Source organism: Pantoea sp. X-Soil-YNGN-785 (genome assembly GCF_059730585.1).
This window is the reverse complement of the sequence record NZ_AP035943.1, coordinates 315,059-331,128: the sequence shown is the minus strand read 5'-3', so window position 1 is coordinate 331,128 and position 16,070 is coordinate 315,059. Positions and strand designations below refer to the sequence as shown.

At 54.5% G+C, this 16,070-nt stretch carries 15 protein-coding genes; 11 read left to right on the top strand and 4 right to left on the bottom strand.

The window, feature by feature from the left end; translation table 11 throughout:
- Window positions 1–205: 205 nt before the first annotated feature.
- Window positions 206–1,003: a MetQ/NlpA family ABC transporter substrate-binding protein gene (locus tag AC6I8E_RS20215; RefSeq protein WP_497824716.1), complete on the top strand. Its 798-nt coding sequence runs from the start codon at window positions 206–208 to the stop codon at window positions 1,001–1,003.
- A 135-nt stretch (window positions 1,004–1,138) separates the two neighbouring features.
- On the opposite strand, the gene AC6I8E_RS20210 is transcribed toward AC6I8E_RS20215, so the two are convergent.
- Window positions 1,139–1,846: a phage antirepressor KilAC domain-containing protein gene (locus tag AC6I8E_RS20210; RefSeq protein WP_013196273.1), complete on the bottom strand. Its 708-nt coding sequence runs from the start codon at window positions 1,844–1,846 to the stop codon at window positions 1,139–1,141.
- 388 nt (window positions 1,847–2,234) lie between these two features.
- Here AC6I8E_RS20210 and AC6I8E_RS20205 point away from each other — a divergent pair, with 388 nt between their 5' ends.
- The gene (locus AC6I8E_RS20205) at window positions 2,235–2,669 is read left to right on the top strand and encodes a 6,7-dimethyl-8-ribityllumazine synthase (protein ID WP_013196274.1); all 435 of its coding nucleotides are present in this window, start codon (window positions 2,235–2,237) and stop codon (window positions 2,667–2,669) included.
- A 55-nt stretch (window positions 2,670–2,724) separates the two neighbouring features.
- Window positions 2,725–3,198, top strand: coding sequence for a nuclear transport factor 2 family protein (locus tag AC6I8E_RS20200; RefSeq protein WP_278498414.1), 474 nt, complete (start codon window positions 2,725–2,727; stop codon window positions 3,196–3,198).
- Between the two features lie 43 nt (window positions 3,199–3,241).
- Here the strand turns inward: AC6I8E_RS20200 and AC6I8E_RS20195 are convergent, their stop codons facing one another.
- Window positions 3,242–3,637: a hypothetical protein gene (locus tag AC6I8E_RS20195; protein ID WP_497824903.1), complete on the bottom strand. Its 396-nt coding sequence runs from the start codon at window positions 3,635–3,637 to the stop codon at window positions 3,242–3,244.
- Between the two features lie 360 nt (window positions 3,638–3,997).
- Here AC6I8E_RS20195 and AC6I8E_RS20190 point away from each other — a divergent pair, with 360 nt between their 5' ends.
- From AC6I8E_RS20190 to AC6I8E_RS20180, 3 genes are all read left to right on the top strand, one after another.
- On the top strand, window positions 3,998–4,768 hold the full coding sequence (locus AC6I8E_RS20190) for a MerR family transcriptional regulator (protein ID WP_013196278.1): 771 nt from the start codon (window positions 3,998–4,000) through the stop codon (window positions 4,766–4,768).
- A gap of 120 nt (window positions 4,769–4,888) precedes the next feature.
- Window positions 4,889–5,278: a DUF1090 domain-containing protein gene (locus AC6I8E_RS20185; RefSeq protein ID WP_033785099.1), complete on the top strand. Its 390-nt coding sequence runs from the start codon at window positions 4,889–4,891 to the stop codon at window positions 5,276–5,278.
- 465 nt (window positions 5,279–5,743) lie between these two features.
- On the top strand, window positions 5,744–7,018 hold the full coding sequence (locus AC6I8E_RS20180) for a Glu/Leu/Phe/Val family dehydrogenase (RefSeq protein WP_033785101.1): 1,275 nt from the start codon (window positions 5,744–5,746) through the stop codon (window positions 7,016–7,018).
- A 37-nt stretch (window positions 7,019–7,055) separates the two neighbouring features.
- Here AC6I8E_RS20180 and AC6I8E_RS20175 read toward each other — a convergent pair whose 3' ends face one another.
- Complete coding sequence (locus AC6I8E_RS20175) at window positions 7,056–8,225, bottom strand: ROK family transcriptional regulator (RefSeq protein ID WP_033785102.1); 1,170 nt, start codon at window positions 8,223–8,225, stop codon at window positions 7,056–7,058.
- Window positions 8,226–8,531: 306 nt separating this feature from the next.
- Here AC6I8E_RS20175 and AC6I8E_RS20170 point away from each other — a divergent pair, with 306 nt between their 5' ends.
- From AC6I8E_RS20170 to AC6I8E_RS20150, 5 genes are read left to right on the top strand one after another with little or no spacing between them, the layout of a single operon-like run.
- On the top strand, window positions 8,532–9,779 hold the full coding sequence (locus AC6I8E_RS20170) for an extracellular solute-binding protein (protein ID WP_033785103.1): 1,248 nt from the start codon (window positions 8,532–8,534) through the stop codon (window positions 9,777–9,779).
- Between the two features lie 9 nt (window positions 9,780–9,788).
- Window positions 9,789–10,697 carry a carbohydrate ABC transporter permease gene (locus AC6I8E_RS20165; RefSeq protein ID WP_497824907.1) on the top strand — a complete coding sequence of 303 codons (909 nt, stop codon included), beginning with the start codon at window positions 9,789–9,791 and terminating at the stop codon, window positions 10,695–10,697.
- Entirely contained in the window at window positions 10,687–11,526 is an 840-nt protein-coding gene (locus AC6I8E_RS20160) for a carbohydrate ABC transporter permease (RefSeq protein WP_110332236.1), read from the top strand. Before AC6I8E_RS20165 ends, AC6I8E_RS20160 begins: the two co-directional genes overlap by 11 nt.
- A gap of 2 nt (window positions 11,527–11,528) precedes the next feature.
- Window positions 11,529–12,476, top strand: a complete 948-nt coding sequence (locus AC6I8E_RS20155) for a carbohydrate kinase family protein (protein ID WP_497824902.1) — start codon at window positions 11,529–11,531, stop codon at window positions 12,474–12,476.
- Window positions 12,477–12,478: 2 nt separating this feature from the next.
- Window positions 12,479–13,561 (top strand): ABC transporter ATP-binding protein, encoded by a 1,083-nt coding sequence (locus tag AC6I8E_RS20150; protein WP_110332234.1) that lies wholly within the window; start codon window positions 12,479–12,481, stop codon window positions 13,559–13,561.
- A 70-nt stretch (window positions 13,562–13,631) separates the two neighbouring features.
- On the opposite strand, the gene AC6I8E_RS20145 is transcribed toward AC6I8E_RS20150, so the two are convergent.
- A complete protein-coding gene (locus AC6I8E_RS20145) occupies window positions 13,632–15,572 on the bottom strand; it encodes a methyl-accepting chemotaxis protein (RefSeq protein WP_147788851.1) in 1,941 nt (646 codons plus the stop codon).
- Window positions 15,573–16,070: the final 498 nt, after the last annotated feature.

Below are 16,070 nucleotides of genomic sequence, written 5' to 3'. Positions count from 1 at the left end.
CTGAGGGTTTCATACGTGATGAATCAGTAAACGATCAGTCAGCCAGTGCAGAAAAAATAGCGGGAATGATCGGGCCAGCAGAGTGGATGGTTAATTAATGTTCGAAATGTGCTTTGCGGTTATAAGATATATTCCACCGTCAGTACGCAACCTTTGCGTTCTGTATTATCTTTGAAGCCATCTACTATCTGAGGGATTTCTGATAATGAAAGGTTTGTTTACGGCATTACTCGCCAGTTCTGTTTTATTATTATCCGCCTGCTCTAAAGACGACGATAACAAAGTTAAAGTCGCGATTAATACCGGGCCGGATGAAGCAATCTGGCAGGTGGTACAGCAGGTTGCTAAAGATAAATACAAGCTCGATGTCGAAGTTCTTAACTTCAATGATTATGTGCTGCCAAACGAAGCACTGAATAACAAAGAGGTTGATGCCAACGCCTTCCAGAGCCTGCCTTATCTTGAAGATCAGTCGAAAGAGCGCGGCTATAAATTTGCGGTGGTAGGCAAGACTTTCGTGTTCCCGATTGCGGCCTATTCGCACAAAATCAAAAACATCAGTGAACTGCAGAATGGTGCGACTGTTACTATCTCTAACGAGGCGACCACGCTGGGACGCAGCCTGCTGTTACTTCAGGCGCAGGGTCTGATTAAACTGAAAAACGGTGTGGGTTATTTACCGACCTCGCTGGATATCATCGAAAATCCAAAAAATCTGAAGCTGGTTGAAGTGGACACGCCACAGCTGACCCGCACGTTAGACGATCCTAACGTCTCTTTATCCATCATCAATACCAACTTCTCGGCTCAGGCTGGATTATCAGCACACCGCGATGGTTTATTTATGGAAAGTGCCTCGTCGCCTTACGTCAATGCACTGGTATCACGGGAAGATAATAAAGACAGCGACAAAATTCAGAAGCTGAAGTCTGCGCTGCAGTCACCAGAAGTTGCGGCCAAAGCGGAAGAAGTCTATAAGGGTGACGCCATTAAAGGCTGGTAAACCGCCCGGTAATCGATCCTGAACGATCAATAAAGGCCGCACTCTGATGCGGCCTTTTTTATTCTGCATTTTTCATCTGCACGCCTGTCGGCACGGGTTGCGTGCAGGCGACCGTCAGGAAAGCCAGAGGTGAAGTTACGCGGCTGCACCTTTAGGCTGAGCAGAGAGATGTCCCGCCCACAGACTCGCTACCCATTTCACCCCTTTTGAGGTGAAGCGCGCCTGAGAAAACGCGTGCTGGTTTTCACCGGTACCGGTATGCAGCGTAAAGTAGCCCGCCTGCAGATGGTAGTGTTGCGGCGTCAGCGTTCCTTTGGCGCGGTACATGATGTTGCGCTCCAGCAGGAACTGGCGGAACTCCGGCTCTTTCACTTTCAGCATCTTGCAGAGCTGACGAAAACCCAGCGAGTCGTCAACTTCTACGAAGCTATCAAAGAACGCCGCCTTGGGAGCCGAGAGGGCCAGCTGCTGCTCCGCTGCCTGACGCTGTTCAAACTGCTCGGCCCATGCGCGAGCCGCTTCAGCCGGGTTGGTGAAGTCAGGCAGATGCGTGGTTTTTTCACGATCCTGCCAGCGGTCCAGCACTTCAGCCGTAAAGCCGGGGGAAAGACGCGCTACAGCCAACAGAGAGTCACGCTTGCTGAGACGATACTCCTGGCGCACTTCTCCATCCCGCTCATAGTCATTTACTTTGAGTGGCTGAGAAAGACGCTGAGCCGTTTCCAGACTTTTGATTAACCGCTTCACTTCTCCGTGTGTAATGCCGGTCATCTGAGCCAGTTCACGGCTGCTCATTGTGACCGATTGTTCCAAAGATTTGAGGCTTTCAGTCGAAATCATCATGGGTTCACCCCTCGCTAACGCTACCAATACCCGGCGGGCAGTCCATTTATTATACAAATACCTGTTCAAATATCCAGTATTTTATTTAAGCAGTAACGTAAATGGAACCGGTTACGCAAACATGGGAGCAGAAGACGTTTTCCGGTCTGGAAGGCGTGTTCAGGGCGAGCTAATCGATGGCAGGCGCACATTTCCTGCAGCCAGTAAGGCTAATGACGCCATCTGTTATTTACATATAATCACATTGATGGACACAGACTCTTTACATTGCAGTATAGTGAAGGCTCTCAGCAGGTTACTGACCTGCGATGCTCACTATTTTGATTCGGTGTGCTGAGGCTCAGTCTGGCTCGTTACCACTGAATGTTATCTATTACTGGAGTAAGTCATGCAGCCGTTGAAAGTCGCCTTTATCAAAGCTAACTGGCACAGCGAAATCGTTTCTCAGGTTCTGACCGGGTTTGAACAGGAACTGGAAAGTCGGGGTGCCACATACGAGATTAAAACATGGGATGTTCCTGGCGCTTTTGAAATGCCGCTGCTGGCACAACGTCTGGCACAGACAGGCAATTACGATGCGATTGTCTGTGCGGCACTGGTGGTGGATGGCGGCATCTATCGCCATGATTTCGTCGCTCAGGCGGTCGTGAGTGGTCTGATGCAGGCGCAGCTGACGACTAACGTGCCCGTCTTCTCCGTGTCACTGACCCCACACAATTTCCAGCCATCGGCAGAATTCATCGACTTCTATACCCAGCACTTTGTTAAAAAGGGTCAGGAAGCGGCACGCGCTGTCTGTCAGATCCACGCGCTCGACCTCTGATTAACCTGTCATAGATGCGTATAACGCATCTGCCCGCGCCGTTAAGGAGAGAAAGTTGGAAAATTTACGCCCGCCCCTACCGCCATTTACACGGCCTGAACAGGCAATAGAAAAAGTACGGCTCGCTGAAGATGGCTGGAACAGTCGGGATGCTGAACGTGTCGCGCTGGCCTATTCGGCAGATAGCCGGTGGCGTAATCGCGATACCTTTCTGACCGGCCGGGCAGATATTGTCGCGTTCCTGCAGCAAAAATGGCAGCGGGAGCAGCAGTATCGGCTGATTAAAGAGCTGTGGAGTTTTGACCAGAACCGGATTGCAGTGCGGTTTGCCTATGAGTGGCACGACGAGCAGCTACAGTGGTATCGCTCTTATGGAAACGAGAACTGGGCATTTGATGAGCAGGGTTTGATGACGCAGCGTTATGCCAGCATCAACGACCTGAAAATCAGCGAAGAACAGCGGTTGTTTCACTGGCCACAGGGGCGTCGCCCGGATGACCATCCTTCCCTGAGCGAGCTCGGTCTATAACAGGCTTTTCTAGCGGAGAGCGCTGCTCTCCGCCGTTATCAACTCAGCCCTGCTCGCCCTTGTTCTCGACAAAGGTCGCTTTGTTGCGGGTGATCGTATAGGCCACTTTTTTGACATTTTCAGGTGACGTGGTCACTTCAACTGGCGCAATGGTGACACGGCCCATACCAAACAGTGTCGGCACATATCCCCCCACCTGATGCTTACCCGCCGGCACATGCAGCAGTTTGCTTTCACCATTCGGCAATCTGCCAGCCTCTTTACCATCTACCGTCAGGAATACACTGGAACCATCATCCGCGCGGGTCTTGATATGTGAGACATCGATCTGTGTCGGACCAGCAGCAAATTCATCTGGTGCATCGCTGGCGGCGTGTTTCGCACAGCCGGTCAGTACAGCAGCAACCGTCACAACGGCGAGAGTAAAACGATAACGCATTGGACACTCTTTCTCCTGATCATCAGAACCGACTATTTTAGCGGTTTGCAGGCCGGATGTAAGGGGGTGGGAAGTCAGCATGCTCTTAAAATGGACAAAACAGCGCTGCTTTTACGAGCTAATTGCGTAAAGAATCTTTACTGAATAAATACACAGTCTTTTTATGATGAGTTATAGCGCATTTAAACTGCTGATCGCGCTGAATTTAACCTGTTCAGTAACCCGAATAAGCGCAGCGTGACGCGTGCTGTTTTGCGCTTTTAACAGGCGTTAACGCTGTTAATTCACGATTATAAGGTTCATAGTGGTTGTTCATCCCCGGTTAATTCCGGCGGCCTTTCCCTCAGCAGAGGGCACGATATGCAATTTCATACTACTGATACTGTTTGTGCGATAACCGGCACGCATCCCGCGAATCTGAAGCGCTGGATGAAGCAGGGATTACTGACATCACAGCAGAATGCTGACGAGTGGAGTAATGCTCATCTTAGCGAAATCCACACCCTGGTTGGTTTAACGGCAACCGGTGCAACACTTAACGAGATCAGGCAGGGTCTGCAGGACGCCTCAGCGGTCAAGACTTACGGCTGGGCGGCGCGCAAGGGCGACATGCTTTGGCAGCTTGAATTTGGCACACCGCTGTCGCTTTCACGTCAAATGCACAACATGTCCAGTAACTACAGCGGTGATGATTTAATCACTAATTTGCTGCGGCCGCTTAGCGTCTGGCTTTATGCCGATCACCGTCAGGGCGCGTCACGACGGCTCCACCGTTTTGAGCAAACCGTCAAGCAGCAGGCGGACAAAGTGATGCGCGTCTCATCGCGCAATGAATCGTCCGTTCCTCTGTTTCTGGAAGCAGTGAGCGTACTCGATAAAACAGAAATCTGGCTGGAGGCGATTCGTCTGACGGCGATGGGCTTTAATGTCGCGGTTGACTCACGTGCCACCGGACAGCCTGCTATTAAAACCGCCATCCATCAGCATCATGTGATGTGGTGTGGTGCAGGGATCAGTCAGGTAATGCAGGACTATTTTGAACAGCAGAGTGAAGATGGTTTTCCGGTTATGCTCAGTGGACCTGATCGTAATCTGCATTTTTCACAGACCTCCTCTTCCAGCGCTGCCTGACAGCAGGCAGCTTTTCCATTCCCCCGCTTTTCCGCGCCAGTAAATAATCTTTTCCGTTAAGAATCTCTTAAGGTGGCTACGTATACTGGTGCCTCAACCTGACTCATTGACGAGACTACGATGAAAAAGACTTTACTGACCCTCAGCCTTTGCCTGTTGCCACTGACTTTCACCGCTGCGCATGCGGCATCTAATCTGACCGGTTGTGCCGCTAAAAAGCAGGAGATTGAGACCCAGATTTCCTTCGCCCGCCAGCACAATAATACCCATCAGGTTGCCGGCCTTGAAAAAGCGCTGCGCGAAGTAGATCAGAACTGCACTGAAGGGAGCCTGTTAAAGCAGCGCCAGGAAAAAGTGGCAGAGAAAAAGTTTAAGGTGCAGGAGCGTGAACAGGAGCTGGCAAAAGCGAAAGCGGAAGGACGCAGTGCCAGCAAGATTCAGAAGCGCGAAGATAAGCTGGCAGAAGCGCGTGAAGAGCTGAAAGAAGCCGAACAGGCTTTGCACCAATAAATCTTCCGGGCCAGCCTTTCAGCGCTGGCCCGCTATTTGTCTTCCCCCGCCCTCAGCAATCTTATTTAATCTAACCAGATGATTAAATTGCTTATTTCCTGCCCAATCCATTACTTATGGTAATCCTTTGATTACTTATTCTCATGCACTTAATTGGTGCACCAAAGTCAATGAAGTTAAGATCAATTATTTAACTTTTTGAACGCCCTCAAAGAATTGAAAAATAGCGAGATCCTCCCTTATATGCAGTCCGTACGCACCTGGATCGCATGATTATTCGCCTTTAAGGGGCATCTCTCAAAATCTATTCACTGAGTATGCCCCAAATTGGGGCGCAACTGCACTTTTACAGGGCAGGCATCCCATCTTATTTGTTTCAGAAGTGTTAGATTATGTCCGCGCCATACAATGCGCTCACCATCCACGGCTCCACACAATAAATAACTTCATTAAGAAAGGTTTTTTATGGATAAGTTATCTTATGCGTCTGAAAGCAGCACATCTGCCTGGTCCACCTACTTACAGCAAATCGACCGGGTTGCGCCCTATCTGGGCGACCTTTCACGTTGGATAGATACTTTGCGGCATCCAAAACGTGCGCTGATTGTCGACATTCCTCTCCAGATGGATGATGGCTCAATTCGCCATTTCGAAGGCTATCGCGTTCAGCACAACCTTTCACGCGGCCCGGGTAAAGGTGGTATTCGCTATCACCCGGCTGTCGACCTGAACGAAGTCATGGCGCTCTCTGCGTGGATGACCATTAAATGTGCTGCGGTTAACCTGCCTTACGGTGGGGCTAAGGGCGGCATCCGGGTCGATCCCTTCAAACTCTCCGAGGGTGAACTTGAGCGGCTGACCCGTCGTTATACCAGCGAGATCGGCATCATCATTGGACCGCAAAAAGATATTCCGGCACCGGACGTCGGCACTAACAGCAAAGTGATGGCGTGGATGATGGATACCTACTCCATGAACCACGGCACCACGATTACCGGTGTAGTGACCGGCAAACCGATTCACCTGGGCGGTTCACTGGGCCGCGAAAAAGCGACCGGCCGTGGCGTGTTTATTACTGGCCGGGAAGTGGCTCGTCGTTCAGGTATTGAAATCGAAGGCGCCCGCGTGGCGGTTCAGGGCTTCGGTAACGTTGGCAGCGAAGCAGCACGCCTGTTTGACGAGGCGGGCGCGCGCGTGGTGGTGATTCAGGACCACACGGCGACGATTTATAATTCAGATGGCATTGATATGGCCGCGCTGAGCGAATGGCAGATCGCCCACAAGCAGATTGCCGGTTTCCCTGGTGCGCAAAGCATTGATAAAGAGGCGTTCTGGACCACTGAGATGGATATCCTGATCCCGGCCGCGCTGGAAGGTCAGATTACCCGCGAGCGCGCAGAGATGCTGAGCTGCAAAATCGTGCTGGAAGGCGCAAACGGCCCGACCTATCCGGATGCCGATGACATGCTGGCAACGCGCGGCATTATCGTAGTGCCGGATGTGGTCTGTAATGCCGGCGGCGTGACCGTCAGCTACTTCGAATGGGTTCAGGACATGGCCAGCTTCTTCTGGAGTGAAGATGAGATCAATCGTCGCTCCGATAAGATTATGACTGAAGCGATGGTTCATATCTGGGAGAAGTCAAAGGAGAAGGATTGCTCGCTGCGCACTGCGGCGTATATCGTGGCGTGTGAACGGATCCTGATGGCACGTAAAGATCGCGGTATCTACCCGGGTTAATGCTTATGGCGCTGTTGTCTGCGACAGCGCCGTTTTTCTACTTCATCAGCACCTGAAACTGCGGATTGAATTCATCAAAGATCGGTAACGCTGCGGCCCCCAGCGCAGCGGTATCGCTGCCGGTCATGCCCGTCTTCAGTCGCATATCTAACAGGTAACGTCCACGCACCGACTGATAAAGCGGCGGCAGGCGCGCGACCATCTGCTCCAGCAACGGCGCAGGCATCATCCCGCCAATAATCACCGCCTCTGCATCAAACACTGATTCCAGAATATTGATTGCCTGACGCAACGGCGTTATCACGCTCTCAATCCAGGCGGTGAAACGCGCGGGTTCAATCTGCAGCAGATCTTCAGGCAGCGCCCGCATCGGATCGAGACCACAGAATTCATAGGCGGCCTGTAATGAGACATAACGTTCCAGGCAACCCTGATTACCGCAGTAGCAATCACGTCCGCCCGGCTCTACCACTATGTGGCCAATCTCTCCGGCATTATGAGCATGACCGGTATAGATGTGGCCATCGGTGAAGATGCCGGCACCCAGTCCGGTGCCGATGTAGAGATAGATAAAGGAGTTAAGATGGCGCGCCGTACCGTGAAAGCGTTCGCCGATGGCGGCGACCGTGGCGTCGTTTTCCAGCGTTACCGGCAGGCCGCTGAGGGCGGCGAGTTCCGCCTCGATATCCACCTGCTCCCAGCCGTTCAGCGTGGTCGGCCCGACGGATGAAATGCCCTCCACGCCAAAAGGTCCCGGCATCACCACGCCGATCCCCAGTACCTTTTTCCACTGCGTGCCCAGAAAAGCGCGCATCTCCTCCAGCACGCCAGCAATGCACGCCAGGGTGGCAGCAGGCTGAGGCTTTTGCACCAGCACGAGGCGGCGGAAATGCACTTCACCGCTCAGATCGACCAGCACCAGCAAGAGCGTCTGGTGATCGAGATGAATGCCAATCGACCAGGCACTGGTGGGATTGAGTGTGACCGGAATTGAAGGCTGACCGCGCCCGCTGCGGCGCGGCTGACGGCTGGTCAGCAGTCCGGCCTGCTCCAGTTCCGCCACGATATTCGACACAGTCTGTGGCGTCAGTGCCGTCATGCGCGCCAGTTCGGCACGAGTCAGCTCACCGTGCAGGCGAATGGCTTCAATCACAACACGCCGGTTGTGCGCCCGCGCATGTTCAAGGTTTGTACCCGAGGTTTTCATGTTGTTTTCCATTACAGCGCGACCCGACAGTATTGGTCTCTGATAGCTTTCGGGCAAACAATATCTTTGATCCTGCACGCAAATCCCGCGCATCAGAATAGGCAATTTTGCCATAAAAGCGCAGTCTGAGTTTCAGCGTTGTTACGGCACTGTTGCGTTGTTTTTAATCTTGTGGCACGCCGTTTGCTTGATACTGACAGGTCAGTTCACCCGCTGACCAGAATTATGCCCCCGATTAAATCAATCAAATTGATTTAATTAACCGACAGCCTGTTGCTGCCCTGTTGCTAACTAGTGGAGAAGACCATGTCACAGCGTTACACCCCTCAACTGAAAGCCGGTTTTGCCGCCTTACTGATGTTAAGCGCAGGCAGCGCGGTGGCGGCCAGCCAGATTAATGCCCTGTTTATGACCCAGGCGGCCTATAGCGAGAATGACATTCGCGCGATGACGCAGAATTTTCAGAAGCAGCATCCGGATGTCACCGTCAATCTGGAGTTTGTTCCCTATGAAGCGCTGCACGATAAGATTGTGGCGGCGCGTGGCGCAGGCGGCAATGGCTATGATGTGGTGCTGTTCGACGCCATCTGGCCAGCGGAATTTACCCGCTTCGATCTGTTGCAGGATGTCAGCGCGCGCATTACGCCAGAGGAGAAAGAGAAAGTCTTCCCGGGCGCGATGAACACGGTGATTTTTAAAGGTAAAACACTGGGGATGCCGTGGATCCTTGATACCAAATACCTCTACTACAACAAAGCAATGCTGGCGAAAGCCGGCATCACCACGCCGCCACAGACCTGGCAGCAGGTGCTGGATGACGCGAAAATCATCAAAGAGAAAAAGATTGTGACTTACCCGCTGGTCTGGAGCTGGTCTCAGGCGGAAGCGCTGGTATGTGACTACACCACGCTGGTATCAGGCTTTGGTGGGCAGTTCTATCAGAACGGTAAGCTCGACTTCTCCAGCCCGGCTTCACTCAAGGCGCTGAACCTGATGAAAAGCTCGCTCGATGACGGCCTGAGTAATCCGGCTTCCCGTGAATATCTGGAAGAGGATGTGCGCAAATCGTTTTCGAATGGCGATGCGGCGTTCGCGCTGAACTGGACCTACATGTACAACATGGCAAACGACCCTAAGCAGAGCAAAGTAGCCGGTGATATTGGCATCATGCCTGCGCCGGGTGATGCGCCAGGAAAAGTGGGTGCGGTGAATGGTTCGATGGGTCTGGGGATCACCAAAGGCAGCACGCATGCTAACGAGGCGTGGCAGTATATTCAGTACATGACTTCGCAGCCGGTGCAAAACCAGTATGCGAAGCTCAGCCTGCCGATCTGGAAATCCTCTTATCAGGACGAGGCGGTGAAAAAGGATCAGGAGAGCCTGATTGCCGCAGCGGACAAATCGCTAAACGTGATGCTGTCACGTCCTGAAACCGCCGACTATTCACGCCTGTCGAACCAGCTGCAGCAACAGTTACAGCAGGTCTTACTGGGTAAAACCCCGGCGCAGGACGCGATGGCGACGGTGGACAAAAGCGCCGCCCGGCTGCGTTAAGGAGTCATGATGCTGAGTCTGCGTCAACGCGAACAGCGTCAGGCATGGGTGCTGCTGGCACCCATGCTGCTGGTGATGCTGCTGTTAACCGCCTGGCCCCTGCTGCGCACCATCTGGCTCAGCTTTACCGATGCTGCGCTGATTGGCAGCGGTGAAACGCCTGCCTGGATTGGGCTGGAAAACTACCTCTATGCGCTGAGCGATCCCGACTTTCGGGCATCTATCTGGCGCACGCTCTACTTCACGCTGGTGTCTGTCACCTTTGAAGGCGTCATTGGCGTGCTGGTAGCGCTGCTGCTGAATCAGAAATTCGTCGGGCGCAACGTGCTGCGGGTGCTGGTGATTCTGCCGTGGGCGCTGCCGACCATCGTCAATGCCATGATGTGGCGGCTCAACTTTAATCCCGATTACGGCAGCATCAACGCCCTGCTCAGCCAGCTCGGCATTATTGATGGCTATCGCAGCTGGCTGGGCTCGCCGGACGCGGCGCTCAATGCGGTGATGTTTGCAGATATCTGGAAAAACTATCCGCTGGTTACGCTGCTGGTGCTGGCAGCGCTGCAGTCGATCCCTGAAGATCTGTTTGAGGCGGCACGGCTGGATGGCGCATCTGCCTGGCGGCGTTTCCGCGCCATTACCTTCCCGGCGATTGTTGCTCCGCTGGGCGTCGCGCTGGTGTTACGTACCATCGATGCCTTTAAGATCTTTGACATTATCTACGTGATGACGCGCGGCGGGCCGGTGGACAGTACCAAAACTCTGAGCTTTTTTGTCTATCAGGAGTCCTTCAGCTACCTGCGTGCCGGCAGCGGTGCCGCTTACGCGATCCTGATGACCCTGATGTGCGCTCTGCTAATCACGTTTTACCTGCTGATGTTATGGCATCAGCGCCGCCGGAGTTCCGCTTATGAAAACTAAACTGCGCCGGGTGCTGCGTTACGGCGCGGCGTTGCTGGTCGCCATCAGCATTCTGGCCCCGATGGGCTGGCTGTTTCTGATGAGCGTCAGCTCCGCCAGCGATCTCTCCCGCCTGCCACTGGAATGGCTGCCACGTCAGTGGGATTTCAGTCGCTATCAGGGGCTGGTTTCGCTGGCTCCCAACCAGCCGGGCAACATTTTCCTGCATGCACTGGGCAACAGCCTGCTGGTGGCGACGGTCGCCACGGCGATTTCGCTGCTGCTGGCGATACCGGCCGCCTTCAGCTTCTCACGCTACAGCGGTCGCGATGCCTGGCTTTCCGGCGCACTGGCGATCTACATGGTGCCACCGGTGGCGTTTGTGCTGCCGCTCTACTTTCTGCTGCAACAGCTGGGGCTGCTCAACACCCGTCCCGGTCTGGTGATGGTCTACTGCTCGCTGATCCTGCCGTTTCTGACCTGGATGCTGAAGAATCAGTTTGACTCGCTGCCGCGCGATATCGAACAGGCGGCACGGCTGGATGGCCTGCGCTTCTGGCAGGTCCTGCTGCGTATCACGCTGCCGCTGGCGAAGCCGGTACTGGGTGCCGCGGCACTGTTTGGCTGGCTGCTCGCCTGGGATGAGTTTTTCTATGCGCTGCTGTTCACCAGCAATATTTCGGCACAGACCCTGCCGGTCGCGATTGCCGGCTTCACCGCCGGACGCGCCACCGATGACGGGCTGATTGCAGCGATTGGCATTCTGGCGTCGGTGCCGCCTCTGTTTATTGCCATCTGGTTGCAGAAGACGCTGGTCAGCGGTCTTACCAGCGGCGGGAGTAAAGGATAATTATGGACAAGACCATCGCGCCCACGCTCTATGTGGTGGGCAATATCAATGTTGATTTAATCATGAGTACGCTCAGCGACTGGCCGAAACGCGGCACGGAAGTGATGCTGCAGCACAGCGAGCTACGTCCCGGCGGGTCTGCGGGTAACTGCGCGCTGGCGCTGGAGGCGATGCAGGTGCCGCATCGGGCCATCGCTAATCAGGGCGACGATGGCTTCAGCCACTGGCTCGCCAGTCACTTTCCCCACAGCGCCGCACACTGGCCGCGTTACGCCTGTGAGACCTCGCTGACGGTGGGCGTTACCCATCCCGATAACGAACGATCGTTTCTGAGCAATCACGGCCATATTACCGTGCTGACCGCGGACGATGTGCTGGCTCAGCTGCCGTTGCAGGCGACGCCGGGCGACATCGTGCTGCTGTGCGGCACCTTTCTCTGTCTTGAACTCTATGACCACTATCCGGTGCTGCTAGCCGAGCTACAAAAGCGTGGCTTCAGTGTGGCCGTGGATACCGGCTGGCCGCCTGCGGGCTGGAGCGATGAGCTTCGTCGGGAGATGGGCGGATGGCTGGCGGACTGCGACTGGCTACTGCTGAATGAGGTTGAAGCGCTGGGTTTAGCAGGCGCAGATTTGCTGGAGCAAAGCGGTAAACAGCTGGCCGCCCGTCTCAGTGGTCGCGGCGGCTGTGTGATCAAGTGTGGCGCAGAGGGCGCACGTCTCTGGTCCGCCGCCTCTGTCCAGTTTGCCGCCGCCCAGCCGGTAACGGTGGTGGATACCATCGGTGCCGGAGACAGTTTTAATGCCGGTTTTCTGGCTGCACTGCTCTACCGCCAGTCATCGCTCACCGCGCTGCGCTGGGGCATTGAAGTGGCCTCACAGGCGATAAGCAGCTCTCCGCGTCGCTATCCCAGCTGGCAACAACTCCAATTAACCAATGAGGTGCGCTGACCATGGCCAGTGTTGAACTTGTACAGGTGGCAAAGCGCTACGGAAAGCAGAGCGTGTTGCATCCGCTCGATTTAACCATTCCCGACGGCAGTTTTACCGTGCTGGTCGGCCCCTCTGGCTGCGGCAAGTCTACCCTGCTGCGGCTGCTCGCCGGTCTGGATAGCGTCTCTGACGGGGCGATTATGCTGGATAAAAAGCAGATCAACGACCTCGATCCCGCCGACCGGGATATCGCGATGGTGTTTCAGAGCTATGCGCTTTATCCACACCTGACCGTTGCCGAAAATCTGGCATTTCACATGCAGGTAAAGAAGGTGAAGCGTGAGGAGCAGAAAAGCAAAATTGCCCGTATCGCGGCTATTCTGGGTATCGATCAGTTGCTGCAGCGTTATCCACGCGCATTGTCTGGCGGACAGCGGCAGCGTGTAGCGATGGGTCGGGCGATGGTGCGCAATCCGCAGGTATTTCTGTTCGATGAGCCGCTCTCTAACCTGGATGCGCAGTTACGCATGGAGCTGCGCGCCGAGATTAAGTCTCTGCACCAGCGTTTCAAAACTACGATGGTCTATGTGACACACGATCAGGTCGAGGCGATGACGCTGGCGGATCAGATTGTGGTGATGAAAGATGGAGTGATTGTGCAACAGGGTGCGCCGCTGGCGATTTACGACCGGCCGGTTAACACCTTTGTGGCGCGGTTTATCGGTTCACCGCCGATGAATCTGCTGGATGCGCATTTCCAGCCTCGCGATGGTCTGCCCGGCGTCTGTTGTGGCGAGCAGTGGCTACCGTTGCCCGGTCGCTGGCACCACGCCGCGCGGCAGCAGGCCGATCAGCCGGTGACGCTGGGCGTACGACCCCACGATCTGATTTTTGACGCCAGCGGGCAACCGGCGACGGTGAATATTGTGGAGATTACCGGCGAGTCGACACTATTACATCTGAACTGGCAGAGTTTCCCGCTGCATATGCAGCTGACTGGTCGGAGCGATGCCGTGCCGGGCGGCACGCTGCCGGTGACCGTGAATCCGGATAAGATGCACCTGTTCGATGCCCGCAGCGGTGTGCGGCTGACGGAACAATGATAAAAAAACCCGCCGCTGGCGGGTTTTTACTCTGTGAAGCAGATATGGGCTCAGGGAGCATACGTCCGCTTTACGCCAGATGAAACTGCTCCACTGTCTGCGACAGCTGCTGCGCCTGGTCTTCCAGCGAACTGGCGGCGGCCGACATCTGCTGCACCAGTGCGGCGTTCTGCTGGGTGACGCCATCCATTTCATTGACCGCAATCGTTACCTGGCTGATGCCGCGCGCCTGTTCGCTTGACGCTGTAACGATCTCACCGATAATCCCCTGCACCGAATTCACCGCCTGCATCATCTCCTGCATGGTCTTACCGGCATCGTTTACCAGCCGGACGCCACTCTCAACACGTACGCTCGACTCTTCAATCAGTGCGCCGATCTCTTTCACCGCATTAGCACTGCGCTGCGCCAGATTTCGCACTTCCGACGCGACCACCGCAAAACCGCGGCCCTGCTCACCGGCGCGTGCTGCTTCTACCGCCGCGTTGAGCGCCAGAATATTGGTCTGGAAGGCAATGCTATTGATCATCGTGGTAATGTCGCCAATCTTTTTCGAGCTGTCATCGATCTGCGCCATGGTCTGTACCACCTCGCCCACCAGCGAGGCACCGCGACTGGCAATGTGCGTCGCGTTTTCAGTCAGGCTGGTCGCCTGCTGCGCATTGTCGGCATTCAGGCGGATCGTGGCGCTGATCTGCTCCATGCTGGCTGCGGTCTGCTCCAGTGCGGCGGCCTGTTCTTCAGTGCGTGACGCCAGATTGAGGTTGCCGCTGGCAATTTCGCCCGCGCCCTGTCGTACAGATTCACTGGAATCTTTAATCTGCCCGACAATCTGCCGGAGCTGGCTTTGCATAGTATGAAGCGCAAAGAAGAGGCTGCTGCGATCGCCGTTTTTCACTGCAATCGCGTTATCCAGCTTGCCATCCGCGACGGCCAGCGCAATATTTGCCGCTTCAATTGGCTCGCCGCCAATCGGCCGCAGCACCTTACGGCTGAAAAGCATGCCGAGTACGGTACCGACCAGCAGAATACTGACCACCATCAGCAACAGCGCCCACATCAGTTGCCGGTTGGCAGCAGCCATCACCTGACTGACCGGTGCGACGACGCCGAGATACCAGGGCTTGTCGCTGTTACCAATCACTACCGGCTGCCACGTGATTAATGCCTCTTCGCCCAGCACGGCATCAAAATGCTGTACGACTTTCGACGTAAAGCCATCTTTTTCGCCTTTCCAGGGCTTACCGGCTTCTTCTTTCACGGGCGAGGACACCACATTCCCGCCATTTGAGAGCAACAGCGCATAGCCGCTGCCCTGCCAGGGTTTGATCTGATTCACTTTCTGCTGCAGTGAGGCCAGTGAAATGTCAGAGGTGACGATCGCTTTTAAGGTGCCCTGATCGATAATCGCGGCAGCCACAGAAGTCAGAAGTGTCGGCACGCCGTTATAGGCATAGCTATAAGGTTCGGTAAGCGTATCTTTTTGTGATTTTTGCGGGATCAGATAGTAATCGCCCTGACCCGGCGTCAGATAGGAGAGCAGCGGATGCATCGCATATTTACCTGATGCGTCACGATCCACAAAAAAGGCATAGCGTCCCTGTGGCGCCTGGCCCGGCTGTGACGCGAACTCCGCATCGCGGCCATCAAACGCATTCTGTTCGAATATCACCGACATCGACAGATAATCAGGGTTGGCGCGCAGCGCATACTCCATGACTTTATCGGCCACTTTACGGTCGGTAATAGCGGCCTGAGGCAGCGCAATCAGACTTTGCCCGAGATGACTGGCAACATCACGAGCATGACCCAGCTCCTGCTGCACCTGAAGCGCACGGCTCTGTGCTATCTGCTGCAGATAGTTTTCTGCGAGTACCTTTTGTTCTTTACCCGATTGCCAGCTGAGGACGCCGATAGTCACGGTAAATCCCAGCATGATTGTTAAACCACCCATAATCAGCATCTGCGCACGGGTACTCATTCTTTTCTTATGTGTTAACTGACTGGCCATAGTGATTCCCCTGGAATTTACCTGTTTCTTTCCCTCCTTGTGATTACGTTGCTCCTGAGATCATCTATCGGCGGCGTTTTTTTGAACTTTAGTCACCGTAATTCTGGCGGGCTGCCTGTCTGACTGTGAGTCATTCAGGGAAATTGATCGCAAAGAGGATACGGCGCTGCGTATGAACAGGCTTTTTTTGATCTGCAACAATACTGCTGCCCACCTTTACTGTCAGTTTATGTCAACAGTTGCTGTAGCCCCTTGTCACTGTGGAGAGAGATCAATGATCGGTAAATCAGGATTAGCCATTGGGATGGTTGTCTGGCTGGCGTATGTTGCCTGGATCGTTCACTACTATTCAGACACCTTTATGCAGTTCTCCCGCTAAGCAAACAGGACCTTCGGGTCCTTTTATTTGTTCTTAATTCCTTACGGTTGGCCTGTGAGCCAGATATTCGCTATTATCGACTCATTCTGTGAGCCGAATAGCAAACTCTATTCGGCTCA

Bases quoted from the DNA above. Each gene is read 5' to 3' on its own strand.
- AC6I8E_RS20185 (WP_033785099.1), top strand. From the start codon at position 4,889: ATGAAAAAGACTTTACTGACCCTCAGCCTTTGCCTGTTGCCACTGACT.
- AC6I8E_RS20165 (WP_497824907.1), top strand. From the start codon at position 9,789: ATGCTGAGTCTGCGTCAACGCGAACAGCGTCAGGCATGGGTGCTGCTG.
- AC6I8E_RS20170 (WP_033785103.1), top strand. From the start codon at position 8,532: ATGTCACAGCGTTACACCCCTCAACTGAAAGCCGGTTTTGCCGCCTTA.
- AC6I8E_RS20180 (WP_033785101.1), top strand. From the start codon at position 5,744: ATGGATAAGTTATCTTATGCGTCTGAAAGCAGCACATCTGCCTGGTCC.
- AC6I8E_RS20145 (WP_147788851.1), bottom strand. From the start codon at position 15,572: ATGGCCAGTCAGTTAACACATAAGAAAAGAATGAGTACCCGTGCGCAG.
- AC6I8E_RS20195 (WP_497824903.1), bottom strand. From the start codon at position 3,637: ATGCGTTATCGTTTTACTCTCGCCGTTGTGACGGTTGCTGCTGTACTG.
- AC6I8E_RS20160 (WP_110332236.1), top strand. From the start codon at position 10,687: ATGAAAACTAAACTGCGCCGGGTGCTGCGTTACGGCGCGGCGTTGCTG.
- AC6I8E_RS20175 (WP_033785102.1), bottom strand. From the start codon at position 8,225: ATGAAAACCTCGGGTACAAACCTTGAACATGCGCGGGCGCACAACCGG.
- AC6I8E_RS20155 (WP_497824902.1), top strand. From the start codon at position 11,529: ATGGACAAGACCATCGCGCCCACGCTCTATGTGGTGGGCAATATCAAT.
- AC6I8E_RS20150 (WP_110332234.1), top strand. From the start codon at position 12,479: ATGGCCAGTGTTGAACTTGTACAGGTGGCAAAGCGCTACGGAAAGCAG.
- AC6I8E_RS20190 (WP_013196278.1), top strand. From the start codon at position 3,998: ATGCAATTTCATACTACTGATACTGTTTGTGCGATAACCGGCACGCAT.
- AC6I8E_RS20205 (WP_013196274.1), top strand. From the start codon at position 2,235: ATGCAGCCGTTGAAAGTCGCCTTTATCAAAGCTAACTGGCACAGCGAA.
- AC6I8E_RS20215 (WP_497824716.1), top strand. From the start codon at position 206: ATGAAAGGTTTGTTTACGGCATTACTCGCCAGTTCTGTTTTATTATTA.
- AC6I8E_RS20210 (WP_013196273.1), bottom strand. From the start codon at position 1,846: ATGATGATTTCGACTGAAAGCCTCAAATCTTTGGAACAATCGGTCACA.